The organism is Pontibacter saemangeumensis (genome assembly GCF_039541895.1).
GTDB lineage: Bacteria > Bacteroidota > Bacteroidia > Cytophagales > Hymenobacteraceae > Pontibacter > Pontibacter saemangeumensis.
The window spans coordinates 20,473-34,272 of record NZ_BAABHC010000006.1; the positions used below are offsets into that span (position 1 = coordinate 20,473).

Annotated in this window: 12 protein-coding genes; 7 read left to right on the top strand and 5 right to left on the bottom strand. The window is 54.8% G+C overall.

What is annotated here, in order from left to right:
• Positions 1-174 precede the first annotated feature (174 nt).
• Positions 175-705 carry an RBBP9/YdeN family alpha/beta hydrolase gene (locus tag ABD920_RS08185; RefSeq protein ID WP_345158193.1) on the top strand — a complete coding sequence of 177 codons (531 nt, stop codon included), beginning with the start codon at positions 175-177 and terminating at the stop codon, positions 703-705.
• Between the two features lie 72 nt (positions 706-777).
• Here ABD920_RS08185 and ABD920_RS08190 read toward each other — a convergent pair whose 3' ends face one another.
• The 4 genes from ABD920_RS08190 to fabG all read right to left on the bottom strand — a co-directional run bounded on the left by ABD920_RS08190 (position 778) and on the right by fabG (position 5,411).
• Positions 778-1,455, bottom strand: a complete 678-nt coding sequence (locus ABD920_RS08190; RefSeq protein ID WP_345158195.1) for a pseudouridine synthase — start codon at positions 1,453-1,455, stop codon at positions 778-780.
• 25 nt (positions 1,456-1,480) lie between these two features.
• Positions 1,481-2,080, bottom strand: coding sequence for a GNAT family N-acetyltransferase (locus ABD920_RS08195; RefSeq protein ID WP_345158197.1), 600 nt, complete (start codon positions 2,078-2,080; stop codon positions 1,481-1,483).
• A gap of 207 nt (positions 2,081-2,287) precedes the next feature.
• Entirely contained in the window at positions 2,288-4,369 is a 2,082-nt protein-coding gene (locus tag ABD920_RS08200) for a VWA domain-containing protein (RefSeq protein WP_345158199.1), read from the bottom strand.
• A 295-nt stretch (positions 4,370-4,664) separates the two neighbouring features.
• Positions 4,665-5,411 carry a 3-oxoacyl-[acyl-carrier-protein] reductase gene (fabG, locus tag ABD920_RS08205; protein ID WP_345158200.1) on the bottom strand — a complete coding sequence of 249 codons (747 nt, stop codon included), beginning with the start codon at positions 5,409-5,411 and terminating at the stop codon, positions 4,665-4,667.
• Positions 5,412-5,677: 266 nt separating this feature from the next.
• Between fabG and ABD920_RS08210 the strand changes: the two genes are divergently transcribed.
• The 4 genes from ABD920_RS08210 to ABD920_RS08225 all read left to right on the top strand — a co-directional run bounded on the left by ABD920_RS08210 (position 5,678) and on the right by ABD920_RS08225 (position 11,520).
• Positions 5,678-7,009 carry a peptidoglycan DD-metalloendopeptidase family protein gene (locus tag ABD920_RS08210; protein ID WP_345158201.1) on the top strand — a complete coding sequence of 444 codons (1,332 nt, stop codon included), beginning with the start codon at positions 5,678-5,680 and terminating at the stop codon, positions 7,007-7,009.
• Positions 7,010-7,243: 234 nt separating this feature from the next.
• Positions 7,244-8,638, top strand: coding sequence for a dihydrolipoyl dehydrogenase (lpdA, locus tag ABD920_RS08215; protein WP_345158202.1), 1,395 nt, complete (start codon positions 7,244-7,246; stop codon positions 8,636-8,638).
• Between the two features lie 364 nt (positions 8,639-9,002).
• Positions 9,003-10,115, top strand: coding sequence for a fatty acid desaturase family protein (locus tag ABD920_RS08220; RefSeq protein ID WP_345158203.1), 1,113 nt, complete (start codon positions 9,003-9,005; stop codon positions 10,113-10,115).
• A gap of 286 nt (positions 10,116-10,401) precedes the next feature.
• Positions 10,402-11,520, top strand: coding sequence for a fatty acid desaturase family protein (locus ABD920_RS08225; RefSeq protein ID WP_345158205.1), 1,119 nt, complete (start codon positions 10,402-10,404; stop codon positions 11,518-11,520).
• A 116-nt stretch (positions 11,521-11,636) separates the two neighbouring features.
• On the opposite strand, the gene ABD920_RS08230 is transcribed toward ABD920_RS08225, so the two are convergent.
• A complete protein-coding gene (locus tag ABD920_RS08230) occupies positions 11,637-11,912 on the bottom strand; it encodes a glycine zipper domain-containing protein (RefSeq protein WP_345158207.1) in 276 nt (91 codons plus the stop codon).
• A gap of 277 nt (positions 11,913-12,189) precedes the next feature.
• Here ABD920_RS08230 and ABD920_RS08235 point away from each other — a divergent pair, with 277 nt between their 5' ends.
• Both ABD920_RS08235 and ABD920_RS08240 read left to right on the top strand, forming a co-directional pair.
• The gene (locus ABD920_RS08235) at positions 12,190-12,711 is read left to right on the top strand and encodes a GNAT family N-acetyltransferase (protein WP_345158208.1); all 522 of its coding nucleotides are present in this window, start codon (positions 12,190-12,192) and stop codon (positions 12,709-12,711) included.
• 45 nt (positions 12,712-12,756) lie between these two features.
• On the top strand, positions 12,757-13,782 hold the full coding sequence (locus ABD920_RS08240; RefSeq protein ID WP_345158210.1) for a YpdA family putative bacillithiol disulfide reductase: 1,026 nt from the start codon (positions 12,757-12,759) through the stop codon (positions 13,780-13,782).
• Positions 13,783-13,800: the final 18 nt, after the last annotated feature.

The following is a 13,800-nucleotide window of genomic DNA, read 5'->3' on the forward strand; positions in this document are numbered from 1 at the left end:
TTTATCACCCTGGTTTGCTTCAGGTAAAAGCATAAAGTAAAAAAATATTGCCGGATTATGTATGTTTTGAACCCGGAATTGTTGCGCACCGCCATCCTTGCCCGTTTCGGTGACGGCTGCGTATAGGCTTTCGAGGACGCAGGCAGTCACATTTATATATAAAGTTACATGGATATGAGACCGAACATCTTGATTGTGCCCGGCCTGGGAAACTCCGGCCCGCAGCACTGGCAAACGCTGTGGGAGCAGCAGCACCCGGCATTTTTGCGCGTAGAGCAGCACGATTGGGAAATGCCTGCCTGCAGGGACTGGGTCGCTGCCCTGGATGAGGCAGTGATGCGGCACGAACCGGCGCAGGTTGTCCTGGTTGCGCACAGCCTGGCCTGCGTGGCGGTAGCTTTCTGGGCGAATCAACACAAGCGCCCGATCAGGGCTGCCATGCTCGTGGCGCCCGCTGACTCGGAGGCCGATGGCTTCCCGGCAGGGAGCACGGGGTTTACGCCCATTCCGCTGGCGCCGCTCCCCTTTCGGAGCCTGGTGGTGGCGAGCACCACCGACCCCTATATAACTGACGTGCGGGCCCGGCAGCTGGCGCAGGCCTGGGGCAGCGACTTTGTCAGCATCGGCGCGGCAGGCCACATCAACGCCGATGCCGGATTTGGGGAATGGGAGGAGGGGCTGGAATTACTGCAGCGGATTAGTTAAGTACCAACACATCAACAAACAGCAGGCATACCTTTGTCTCTGCGGGAGCAGTATCCAAGGGGTGTGGATATATCAGTTTATCTGCTTCCGGAAACCGCCCTGGCCGCCCCGCTTTCCCTTGTCGCTGCCGGGCGTTCTGCTTCTGAAGCCGCTGTTGCTGCCTTTCGAACTGCCTCCCTTGGCCGCTATCGCCTTTAGCTGTGTTATTTCCTCGGGCGTCAACTCGCGGTATTCCCCTGGCTGCAGACCGCCAAGGTGCAGCGGCCCGATAGCAGGGCGAATGAGGCGCAGGGTGGGGTACCCGACGGCGGCAGTCATGCGGCGCACCTGCCGGTTCATGCCCTGAGCTATTTTGATCTCCACCCAGCAGGTGGGAATGTTCGCCCGGAAGCGGATGGGGGTGGAACGCTCCCACACCTGCGGCTCCTCCTCTAAAAGCCGCACTTTGGCCGGGGCTGTTTTTGTCTCCTTGATGCGCACCCCCAGGCGCAGCCTGGTCAGAGCTTCCTCCGTCGGGATGCCCTCTACCTGCACCCAGTAGGTTTTCTCCACTTTAAACTGTGGGTCTGAGAGGCGGTGCTGCAGCGTTTTGTCATCGGTGAGCAGCACGAGGCCCTCGCTGTCGTAATCGAGACGGCCGACGGGGTATATATCGGGTACCTCCACGTAATCTTTCAGCGTGGCGCGGCCGGCCTCGTCTGTAAACTGCGTGAGCACCTCGTACGGTTTGTTCAGGATGTAGTATTTCAAGCAATTAGAAATTAGGAATGAGAGATTATGAATTAGGCTGCGCCTGCTGTTGCACCCAGGTTGCCTTCAGCGCCTCGAACTCGGGGAGCAGCAGCGAGAAAAGCACCGAGTCTTCCAGCACGTCGTTCACCATATAGTGGTTCCGGAGGAGGCCTTCTTTTTGAAAGCCGTAGCGCTTGAGGAGCTGCAGCGACGGCACGTTGCGTGGCGAAACCAGCGCTTCCACCCGGTACAGGCCCATGTGCTCAAACCCGAAGGCAAGCACCGCGCGCAGGGCCTCCGTCATCAGGCCTTTGTTCTTGTGCGCGTCGCTTGTCATGGTATAGTCCACTTCCGCTCTTCTGTGCGAGGGCACCCAGGTATGGAAATCGCAGCGCCCGACCACCTGGCTATCCCGCTTGTCCAGCAGGTGAAAGTTTTTGAAGGAGGTGAAATATGTGGTTGTCCCTTCGTCGAAGCGCCGTTTCGCCTCCTTGAATTCCGCCTCGGTTGCCAGGCCGAGGTAAGCCTTGATTCCCCGCTCGCTGCACGACCTGAACAGCTTGTTATATATAGCAGGGGTCAATTCCCGGAGAATCAGGCGCTCTGTTTCGAGCAGCGTAGGGGGCGGAAGCATTGTCAGCATTTGGGTAAAGGGACAAAAAAAGCAGGGCACATGCGTTGAATAATAAGTAGGGTCAGGCTCATATTACGGCTATAACCTGTGATTCAAACCAAAAGGGCATATAGCATTCAAATGAATGTGGTTGCGCTAATCGGGAAAAACCAACAGCCGTTTGATATGTAACACGAGCATTAAATGAACCATGAAGCCGTTCAACCACCCAAACCATCAATAACTGCCATTGTACTTTCGCACGAACCACTCCACGCACACCAGCCCCAGGATCAGGAAAAACAACCACTTCAGGTCTACCAGGTCAACCAGCTCTTCGGAGCTGTAGATCACGTCTTTGTGATCAGAATTCCGGATATCCTCCTCCAGCTGCTGCAGTTGGGAGGGGTAATATAAATTAGAGTTCGTGTTGCTCGCCAGCTGGAAGAGCAGGTTATGGTCGGCCACGGCGTTCAGTGCTTCCAGTTGCAGTTCCTCCACTACAAACTCGCCCTTGTCCTGCTGCTGCTGCCCGTTTATGCTGGCCGAGGCCGTATAGGTGTAGCGCCCTCCGGAGAGGGTGCCGATGTTCACCCCCGACTGGTTCTCGCCGTTCGCAAAATTAAAGCTCCTTGTTTCGTTGTCTTCACCCGTGATGCGGAGCGTGATGTTCTGGCCATATATAGGTTCCAGCGCCTCGTTGTAGGCCTCCGCGTTGAACAGGATCTCGTCGGAGCTGGTGTATTCCTCCTGCGTCGGGTATACGTTCAGGCGCTTTTTGTTGCGGGGCGCGCTCAGCAACTGAATCAGGTTGGTAACGAGCTTATTATATACCTCGGGCTGCTCGTTGTTGGCGGCCTCCGTAATGCGCCACTGCCAGGTGCCGGAAGCAAGCAGGGTAGCGTTGCGCTTGTCGCCGGAGGTTTGCACCGCCAGCAGCGGCTTGCTGGTGCGCACCCTGCCCACCTGCTGATAGAGCACCACTTCGGTGTTCGGGGCGACGCGCACCTCTCCGTACGGCACGTGTGCCGGCGGGTACTGCAGCAATCTTTCGGAGGCGGCCTCAGGCAGCTTAAAGGTCGTGAAGTTGCCGCTGGCCACCGCCGTCACCTCGTCTGTCTGGCCACTGGCGCTGATGTTCAGCCCCACGTTCAGGCGGTTGTAGGCGTTCAGGTCGCTTTGCGGCCCAAGGATGTAGAGGGCGGGCAGGTTTTTCTGGCGCACCAGGGCAAGGGCGTCCTCGCCACCCACGGCGCGGCCAGGCAACTGGTGCAGCACCGCCACATCATAATCCTGCTGCTTGAGCGTGTTGAGCCCGGGTATATAGAGCTCGGTTTCGTAGTTTTCGTTCGTCTCGATGGCCGCCCGCAGCGCACTGATGTCGGGGTGCGGGGCGGCGGCGGCGATCAGTACTTTTATCTTGCCTTTCACCACGTCTATATAGGCGTGCTTGGTGTTGTTGAGGGTGGTGAACTCTGCCTGGAGCGGTATCACCTGCACCTCGTAATGGCGCTTGCCCAGCCCGGCGGCCAGCACCTGAAACGGCACTTGCTGCACCGGCTGGTTGGGGGCGAGGGTTACGGTTTTGCGGTCGATGGTTTTGCCGTTTTCCTGCAGCACCACGGTCGCGGCCGTGCCACCGAAGCCTTCCTGCTGCAGTTCCACCTCCAGCGGAAAGCGGCTGCCACTGTAGTTTACCTTGTTGTAGCGCAGCGATGCCACCAGCACGTCCTTCTTCGGCACGGTGTCGCCCACGGCCACCGGGTAAAGGGTGAAATTGTAGTTGGCGTAGGCGGGGGAGATTCCCTGGTTCACGATGCCATCCGACAGCAGCACCACGCCTGCCAGGTTCTGCTCCGCAAAATCGTCCTGCACCTCTGACAGCAGCTGGCTGAGGTTGCTTGTTTCGGCGGCGTACTCGATCTCCGTGATGTCCTGCGGGCTTTGCCCTGCCGCCAGGGTGCGTACCTGCGTCAGGTAGCCTTCGCGCTGGAGTTTTTCACGCAGGGCCTGCAGCCCCTGTGTCGCCTGCTGCAGCTGCACAGAGTCAGAGAACAGGGAAACCGACTGCGAGTTATCCACGGCGAAAACAATGGTGGGCTCTACCGTGGTGTTGGCCACATAGCGCACCAGCGGCCCCAGCAGCAGAAAACAAAGGAAGCTGACCACCGCAAAGCGCAGCCCGGCCAGCATATAATTGATGGCCTTCGGCCAGGGCGTGCGCTTGCTATATAGCAGCCATGCATAGAGCAGGCCGGCAGCCAGGCAAGCCAGCAGCAACCAGGGCGAGTACGTGGTGATGAGTTTGAAGGAATTCAATTTTTATGAATTACGAGTTCCGAATGAGTTTTGCTTTGTGCCATACAATGGCTTGGGCCCTATATAACGGGAGAGCCATGATTCTATTTTCTCGCCTAAAAATACGGACTGTGTACAGGAAGCGGAAAGGATATTTATATACGGATACTAAAGATAAAAGAAAAAGACCAATGCTGCTAACGCAAATGTCAGCGCATCGGTCTTTCATATGCCCCAATCGGGTGGAGGCGATAAACCACCTCTCCTTCATTATCCCAATTCGTAATTCGTAATTAATTTCGTAATTCGTAATTAATTAGGTCAGCATGCCGCCATCTACCTGCAGCACCTGGCCGCTGATATAGGAGGACTGGTCGGAGGCCAGGAAAACCGCCGCGTTGGCCACATCCTCCGGCGAACCGCCGCGCTTGAGCGGGATCGCCTTGCGCCACTCGTCCACCACCTTCTGGTCCAGTTCGGCGGTCATCTCGGTTTCGATGAAGCCCGGGGCGATGGCGTTGCAGCGGATGTTGCGGGAGCCAAGCTCCAGCGCCACCGATTTGGTGAAGCCGATAATGCCAGCCTTGGAGGCGGCATAGTTGGCCTGGCCTGCGTTGCCCTTGATGCCCACCACCGAGGTGATGTTGATCAGGGAGCCTTGCTTGGCGCGCATCATATGCTTGGTGGCGGCCTTGGTCACGTTGAACACCGACTTCAGGTTGGTGTTGATCACCGCATCCCATTGCTCCTCGTTCATGCGCATCAGCAGCCCGTCGCGGGTGATGCCGGCGTTGTTGACCACGATGTCCAGCTTGCCGAACTCCTTTACCACGTCCTCCACCAGCTGCTCTGCCTGGGCGGTGTTCGCGGCGTCGGAGCGGTAACCTTTCGCCCTGCCGCCGCCTGCCGACAGCTCCTGCTCCAGTTGCTGGCCTTTCTCGACGCTGGAGAGGTAGGTGAACGCCACCTGGGCACCCGCCTCCACAAATTTTTGCGCGATGGCACGGCCTATCCCTTTGGATGCCCCGGTTACCAGGGCCACTTTTCCTTCTAATGCTTTCATAGGGGCCAAAGATATAAAAGTTTTCATTATTTGGCAGGCGCAGAAAAATACGGGCGGGATTAAGTTTTAACTGGCTGGGGATTTGATTCTTACAGCTCCGGTTACGTTATTATATATACCCGGGAGTTGTGCGTGCAGTGCTATCATGTATAGCGGAAGCTATATGTTAACCTGTTTATAATCTGAATATTGTCTTTGGCTATGTTTTTATTTGTAATGGTTAAAGCCTATTTTCGTGACAGTTTTTCAACCAAAGGTATTACGTGATGTTAAAAAGCAGCAAAGGACTTGCCATCCTCATCGCTTTGTTGGTGTTGGTTTTTTTTACGGCGGAATATACGCTGCAATTCAGTACCGAGCGCCTGATGGCCCAACCGCAGGAAGCCGCGCCTGAGCCAGAAGCAGACGTGGTTGAGGAAGAGAAAGCGCCGGCCCCCGTTATCTACGGTATCCCCACCGATTCGCTTGAGATTGTAGAGGCTGAGATAAAGCGCGGCGAAAGCCTCTCTGCCATTCTCTCGGGCTACAACATTTCCCCTGTGCAGATAGACAAGCTGGCCAGAAAGTCGAAAGAGGTGTTTAACCTGCGCCGCATCGCTGCCAGGCGCAGCTATATCCTGCTCCACGGCCTCGATTCCGCCCAAACCGCCCAGTACTTTATATATGAGCCAAACCAGCTGGAGTACATTATATATGACCTGCGCGGCGACATGTGCGTGACGAAGGTGAAGCGGGAGATGGAGGTGCTGGAGCGGACGCTGGCAGGCGAAATCCAAAGCTCGCTTTTCGAGTCGATCGTGGCGGCGGGGGGCTCGCCCCAACTGGTGAACAAGTTCGCGGACATCTACGCATGGCGCCTCAACCTGAACCGCATCCAGCCCGGCGACAAGTTCAAGCTTATATATGACGAGAAGGTGGTAAACGGTGCCACCATCGGTTTCAGCAACCTGAAGGCCGCTTATTTCGAGCACAACGGCAAGCCGCTCTACGCCATCGCCTTCGACCAGGGAGACGGCACCAGCTATTACGACGAGAACGGGACGAGCATGAAAAAGGCGTTCCTGAAGGAACCGCTGGAATACACCCGCATCAGTTCGCGCTACACTAAAAGGCGCTTCCACCCGGTGCAGAAGCGCTACAAAGCACACCTGGGCACTGACTATGCCGCCCCGCGCGGCACCCCTATCCGCACGGTGGGCGACGGCGTGGTGCTGGAGGCGCGGTATACCCGCGGCAACGGCTACTACGTCAAAATCAAGCACAACAAGACGTATACCACCCAGTACCTGCACATGTCTAAGTTTGCGAAGGGCATGCGGCCCGGCAGGCGCGTGAAGATGGGCCAGACGATCGGCTATGTGGGCAGCACGGGTCTGGCCACCGGCCCGCACCTCTGCTACCGGTTCTGGCAGAACGGCCGCCAGGTAGATGCCCTGCGCGTGAAACTGCCGCTGGCCGAGCCCATCAGAAAGAAACATGAAGCAGCATTTGCAGCCGTGAAAGAAGAGACAGTGAAGCGGATGGAGGCAATTGATCCGGACGGCGGCGGGCAGAATCTGCTTGCAACCGGAAGCGCAGCGCAGCCGGATGGGGTATAGAATAGCCGGGGTATAGGAAGCAATAAGAGGCGCAAACAAATGCGCCTCTTTCTTTTTTTACCGCCTTCGGAACAAACGTTTTCTGCTGCTGCAGCTCACCAGCAGCAGATTTAGTAGCATTCTCCACACCCAACTCCACGCATTCAGTTAAAAGCCGGGGCCCGTAACGCCGTGGGTTTTGCAGTGTTAGGATTTAGGTTTATTTTTGCTCAATCAACTATATAAAAAGAGACTATGGCATCAAAATACGATTTAGTAGTGGTTGGTAGTGGCCCGGGAGGCTACGTGGCGGCTATCCGTGCGTCGCAGCTGGGCCTGAAGGTGGGCGTTATCGAGCGTGAGTCGCTGGGTGGTATCTGCCTGAACTGGGGCTGTATCCCGACCAAGGCACTGCTAAAGAGCGCAAATGTTTTTGAATATATCAATCATGCCGCTGATTATGGCATTACCGTAGGAGATGCGTCTGTAGACTTCGGTGCGGTGATAAAGCGAAGCCGCGGCGTGGCCGACGGCATGAGCAAAGGCATCCAGTTCCTGTTCCGCAAAAACAAGATCGATGCGATCATGGGCACCGGCAAGGTAACAGGCAAAGGCAAAGTTGAGGTGACGAACGCCGACGGCAAAAAGGAAACGATAGAGGCAACCAACATCATACTGGCAACAGGAGCCCGCTCGCGCGAGCTGCCGAACCTGCCCATCGACGGCAAGAAGATTATCGGGTACCGTCAGGCGATGGCGCTCGACAAACTCCCGGAGTCAATGGTCGTGGTGGGTTCCGGGGCGATCGGAGTGGAGTTTGCCTACTTCTACAACGCCATGGGCACCAAAGTGACCGTGGTGGAGTTTCTTCCGAACATTGTGCCGGTAGAGGACGAAGAAGTTTCCCGCCAGCTGGCAAAGTCTTTCAAGAAGGTGGGCATCGACATCATGACAGATTCTGAGGTGGCCTCTGTGGACACGAGCGGCAAGCTCTGCAAAGTGAAGGTCAAATCAGCCAAAGGCGAGCAGACCCTGGAGGCGGAGATCGTGCTTTCGGCGGTAGGCATCCAGACAAACCTTGAGAACATCGGCATCGAGGAACTGGGCATTAAAGTAGACCGTGGCCGAATAGTGGTGGACGAGTTCTACAAAACAAACGTGGACGGCATTTACGCGATCGGTGACATTGTGCCGGGGCCGGCGCTGGCGCACGTGGCCTCCGCGGAAGGCATTATCTGCGTGGAGAAAATAGCGGGTCACCATCCGGAGCCCTTAAACTACGGCAATATCCCGGGCTGTACGTACTGCTCGCCCGAGATCGCGTCAGTGGGTATGACAGAGAAAGCAGCCCGTGAGCAGGGGCTGGATATAAAAGTAGGCAAGTTTCCGTTCTCAGCCTCTGGTAAAGCCAGCGCGGGCGGCGTGAAAGACGGCTTTGTGAAAGTGATTTTCGACGCCAAGTACGGGGAGTTCCTGGGCGCGCACATGATCGGGGCGAACGTGACCGAGATGATTGCCGAGGTAGTGGTTGCCCGAAAACTGGAGACAACCGGCCACGAGATCATAAAGTCGGTGCACCCGCACCCAACCATGAGCGAGGCAATCATGGAAGCCGCCGCCGCCGCATACGACGAGGTGATACACCTATAGCAAGGGATATATAAATTCAGCAGCGAGGCTGGTCAATGTTTTGACCAGCCTCTTTTGTTGAGCCAGCCGGTTTTCCAACTAACAGTGGCAGCTTAAAGAGCTACTGACAAGGCAGGCAAGCACTTTTAGACAATGATTCCATACTTTTACGTACTTTTCCAGTCACATTTGTATGAATTCATGTATACGGTCCGTATAAATATGTGCACAACAGATAGCATTCTAAGTATTTATTACTATTTCTGACAGCTTTATCTGAACTTAAAGCTGCAGCTTACTCTTTTACAGTAACTATACCCTCTCACTCCACTTCGCCTACAGCACGGGTCGTGGTTGGTTTTTTTCTCGCACACAAGCACCCCATATGAGTCTCAAAGGCAAAGTAAAATTCGTATCCAAAGATAAAAATCTCTTTTTCGCCACCTTGCGCAAACGGGTAGACAATTACTTCGAGGAGAACAAGATATCGAAGACAGCCAACACGGCCATGGTGGTGAAAAGCGTGGTGCTGCTGCTTTGCTATATACTGCCCTTTGTGGCGCTCCTGGTTTTTCAGCCGGCGTTGCCGCTGAGCCTCCTGCTCTGGTTCATAATGGGTTTGGGCGTGGCTGGCATTGGGATGAGTGTGATGCACGATGCCAACCACGGCGCTTTTTCGAGCAGCAAACGCGTAAATTCCCTGATGGGGAGTACCCTGAACCTGGTGGGCGGCTCTACCTTCAACTGGAAGCTGCAGCACAACATCCTGCACCATACCTACACCAATGTGGTGGAGATGGACGAGGATATACAGGACAGGCTGGTGCTGCGTTTCTCACCGCACACACGGGTGAAATTCTTCCATCAGGTGCAGTGGCTGTATGCCTTCCTGTTCTATGGGCTGCTGACGCTGTACTGGGTGCTGGCGAAGGACTTTGTGCAGTATAGCCTCTTTATCAGAAACGGGGTAAATGCAAACTCAGCCGCTGAAAACAGAAGCTGGCTCCTGAAGCTCATCACCATGAAAGTGCTTTATTTTTCCGTGATGTTTGCGTTGCCGGTGTTTATCCTGGGTATCCCATTCCTGGAGGTGTTGCTTGGCTTCCTGTTGATGCATTTCGTGGCGGGCATTATCCTGACGGTGGTATTCCAACTGGCGCACACGGTGGAGGGCACAAGCCACCCAAGGCCTGATGCGAACGGAAACATCGAGAACGACTGGGCCATACACCAGATGAACACGACCGTGAATTTTTCGCGCAAAAGCAAGTTTATCTCGTGGTATGTGGGCGGCCTAAACTTCCAGATCGAGCACCACCTGTTCCCGCGCGTCTGCCATGTGCACTACCCCGCCATTGCCGACATCGTGAAAGAAACAGCGGCCGAGTACGGGGTCCCTTACCTCGAAAATGAAACATTCGGACAGGCGGTTCGCTCGCACATCGCCACCCTGCACCGTTTCGGCAGGCTCCCGGATCTAAACGAGGCCATTGGCTAATTAGCGGGCGAAACAGAGACTTTGGAAAAGCCGGTGCCTGAAAACCTGCTTCACCGCAACCATACGGTAGGCTGTGGCGCTGCTGCTTTTACAATCTGATGGGAGCATGCAGGAAGCTACCGCTTGTTCTGCAGAACTAACAGTTGTAGGTGCCCGTTTGCAGGCAAGGGCCGGGAAGATATCCCTGAACTTATCTTCCCTTCGCTGGTTTGCACACCGGGCGTGCCTGTTTAGAATTCATTTCTCTGCTGGCAACCCGTTTTTCTAATATATCAAGCATATTTAAATGAAGCTTAAAGGCAAAGTAAAATTCGTAAACAAAGACAAAAGCCTGTTTTTCCCAACGCTACGCAAGCGTGTAGACGCTTACTTTACAGAAAACAACCTTTCCAAAACAGGAAACTCCCAGATACTGACAAAGAGCATCGTCCTGCTGCTTTTATATATCGTGCCATTTGTACTCTTGCTTGCCTTTACACCAAACCTGGGCGCCAGCCTTATGTTGTGGTTCGTGATGGGAATAGGGGTTTCAGGTATTGCCATGAGCGTGATGCATGACGCCAACCACGGCGCCTTCTCCAAAAGCAAGACACTTAATTACCTGATGGCGCATTCAGTAAACCTGCTGGGTGCCTCTGCCTTCAACTGGAAACTGCAGCATAACATCCTGCACCATACTTATACCAATGTGGTGGAGATGGACGAGGATATAGACGACATGGTATTCATGCGCTTCTCGCCGCACACCAACGTGAGGTTTTACCATAAGCTGCAATGGGCCTACGCGTTCTTGTTCTATGGGCTGCTGACGCTGTACTGGGTGCTGCTGAAAGATTTCTTGCAGTTCTTCCGCTTCATCAGGAGCGGCGTGAATGCAAACTCCAAGGCGCAGAACAGAATAGCTTTCACGAAGATACTGGCCTTTAAGGTGCTGTATTTCTTTTCGATCCTGGTGGCGCCAACGCTACTGTTTGGCATTCCTATCTGGGAGGTTGCCGTGGGCTTTCTGCTGATGCACTTCGTAAGCGGTATTATCCTCTCTACTGTGTTCCAGTTGGCACATACCGTGGAGGGCACAAGCCACCCGCTGCCCTGTGAAAGCGGTATCATTGAGAATGACTGGGCGATACACCAAATGAACACCACGGCGAACTTTTCGCGCAAAAGCAGGCTTCTCTCGTGGTATGTGGGCGGCTTGAACTTCCAGATCGAGCACCACCTGTTCCCGCGTATATGCCACGTGCATTACCCTAACATTGCCGATATCGTGAAAGAAACAGCCGCAGAGCACGGCATTCCCTACCTTGAGAGCGAGACGCTGGCGCAGGCGGTACGGTCGCACCTGAGCACGCTGCACCGCTTCGGCAGGCTGCAAATGCCCAACCTGAACGAAGTGATGGCTTAAACGGGACCCTATAGAACAGCAGCGGCGGAGAGTAAACCTCTCCGCCGCTGCTGTTCTTATCAATAGGTTCCTGCGTTGTGCGCAGCTTCTTCTGTTTCAACGTGTAATCTCACGCGTTACCTATCGTCATTCTTTCTGTCGTTGTAACGTTCGTACCGTTTTCGGTCCTTCTTCTTGTCTTTTTTACGGCCTATGGCGCCACCTGCAGCAGTACCGGCGGCCCCACCTATAATTGCACCGCTGGTGCCCCCGACAGCAGCGCCTGCAGCGGCACCGGTGGCCCCGCCAACGGCCGCGCCTTTGGCTTTTCTACTCCAGCCATCCCCGCCGGCACAACCAACCAGCAGGAAAATTGAAAGCAACATAGCTATCGGGAATCGTAAGTTTTTCATAGGGCGTCTGTTCTGAGGATTAGATACTTTTACGTTTCTTTCAAAGCAGTTGTTTTTACTGTTTGCTATATAAATACTTGGCAGACAGGTTTTAACGGTGAATGGGAGGGCGAGTGGGTTTTCGCTTAGGGGAGAAGAAGCTACGCTTCTTAACAAGCTTGAAATTATGCTAAAACGCCTGGTTTCAGCGCTTAGGTTATCGGGCAGATACCGGGGCAATACATAACTTCTGGCAAGTTATATACACGAATTCTGTAATGCTGTGTAGCTTTGCATCATGAATAGCGTAACCGTTTCTCCCTGCACCGAGGCAGATTTGCATACCCTGCAGGACATCGCCATCAACGCCTACGGCGACCACTACCTCTACCTCTGGTACGATGGCGGCAAGTGGTACATTGAGAAGTGCTTTAGCGATGCCGCCCTAAAAGCGGAACTGGCCGACCCGAACGCCGCTTTTTTCCTCATTTACATGAAAGGGGAGTTAGCCGGTTTCCTGAAGCTGAACGTAGACAAGGCTTTTGAAGGCGGAAGCGCCGAAGAGTGCCTGGAAATGGAAAGGATTTACCTCACAAAAAGTGCCTCGGGCAAAGGCGTGGGCAGGCAGGCGGTTGAGTTTACAGTGGATTTTGCCAGGCGGCGAAACAAGCGCAGGATATGGCTGAAGGCCATGGACAGCAGCAAGTCGGTGGACTTTTACGAGCAGAACGGCTTTGAGAAGTGCGGCACTTATCGCCTCGACTTTGAAGCTATGAAACCGGAATACAGGGGTATGTACGTGATGCAGCGCTGCCTGTAAGAATATAAAACCTTGATGCGCCGCTGCGTGTTATAACTACTACGTATGACTACAAGCTTACCAGGAAAGCGAACTGTATTGGACAACATACTCGACATTTTCATCATCGGCGCAGGCCCCATCGGGCTGGCCTGCGGGCTGGAGGCACAGCGGGCAGGGCTAAGCTACCTGATCATAGACAAGGGCACCCTCGTGAACTCAATCTATCACTATCCCCTGAACATGACCTTTTTCTCCACCTCCGACAGGCTCGAGATAGGCGGCATCCCCTTTGTATCCATTCACCCCAAGCCGAACCGGATGGAGGCGATGGAATACTACCGCCGCGTTGCCGATTCGCAGCAGTTGAAAGTGCAGCTGTTTGAGGAGGTGCGTCACCTGGAGCAGGAAGGTGAACTCTACCGCATCAGCACGAGCAAAGGGACGTATATGGCGCGGCACGTCATTATTGCCGTGGGCTTTTACGGCCTCCCGAACATGCTCCACATTCCCGGCGAGGACCTGCCCAAGGTACGGCACTATTACTTCGATCCGCACTATTACTTCCGCCAGAAGGTGGTGGTGATCGGAGCCAACAACTCCTCGGCGGATGCGGGCCTGGAAACCTGGCGCAAAGGAGCCGACGTGACGCTGGTGGTACGCCAGCCAACCCTGGGCAGCATCAAGTACTGGACCAAGCCCGACCTTGAGAACCGCATCAAGGAAGGTTCAATTAAATGCTACTTTTCCTCCAGCCTCACCGAGATACGGGAGCGGGAGGTGGATATTCAGACACCGGAAGGGAAGATCACGATTGAGAACGATTTTGTGCTGGCCATGACGGGTTACCAGCCCGACTTCAGCTTTCTGCAGAAAATCGGGGTGCGGCTGTCTGATGACGAGAAATGCTACCCGCAGCACGACCCGGAGACGATGGAGACGAACCTCCCCCATGTTTACCTGGCCGGCGTGATCTGCGGCGGCATGGACACGCATGTCTGGTTTATCGAAAACTCCCGGGAGCATGCCGTAAAAATCGTAAAGCATATCGCCCGGAAGGCGAGAGCGGAAGAACAACACCCACAAATATAAACAGCACTAACTGCAATT

Coding starts and splice junctions, on each gene's coding strand:
- ABD920_RS08240 (WP_345158210.1), top strand. CDS start 12,757: ATGACTACAAGCTTACCAGGAAAGCGAACTGTATTGGACAACATACTC.
- ABD920_RS08220 (WP_345158203.1), top strand. CDS start 9,003: ATGAGTCTCAAAGGCAAAGTAAAATTCGTATCCAAAGATAAAAATCTC.
- ABD920_RS08235 (WP_345158208.1), top strand. CDS start 12,190: ATGAATAGCGTAACCGTTTCTCCCTGCACCGAGGCAGATTTGCATACC.
- ABD920_RS08230 (WP_345158207.1), bottom strand. CDS start 11,912: ATGAAAAACTTACGATTCCCGATAGCTATGTTGCTTTCAATTTTCCTG.
- ABD920_RS08185 (WP_345158193.1), top strand. CDS start 175: ATGAGACCGAACATCTTGATTGTGCCCGGCCTGGGAAACTCCGGCCCG.
- ABD920_RS08210 (WP_345158201.1), top strand. CDS start 5,678: ATGTTAAAAAGCAGCAAAGGACTTGCCATCCTCATCGCTTTGTTGGTG.
- fabG (WP_345158200.1), bottom strand. CDS start 5,411: ATGAAAGCATTAGAAGGAAAAGTGGCCCTGGTAACCGGGGCATCCAAA.
- ABD920_RS08195 (WP_345158197.1), bottom strand. CDS start 2,080: ATGCTGACAATGCTTCCGCCCCCTACGCTGCTCGAAACAGAGCGCCTG.
- ABD920_RS08225 (WP_345158205.1), top strand. CDS start 10,402: ATGAAGCTTAAAGGCAAAGTAAAATTCGTAAACAAAGACAAAAGCCTG.
- lpdA (WP_345158202.1), top strand. CDS start 7,244: ATGGCATCAAAATACGATTTAGTAGTGGTTGGTAGTGGCCCGGGAGGC.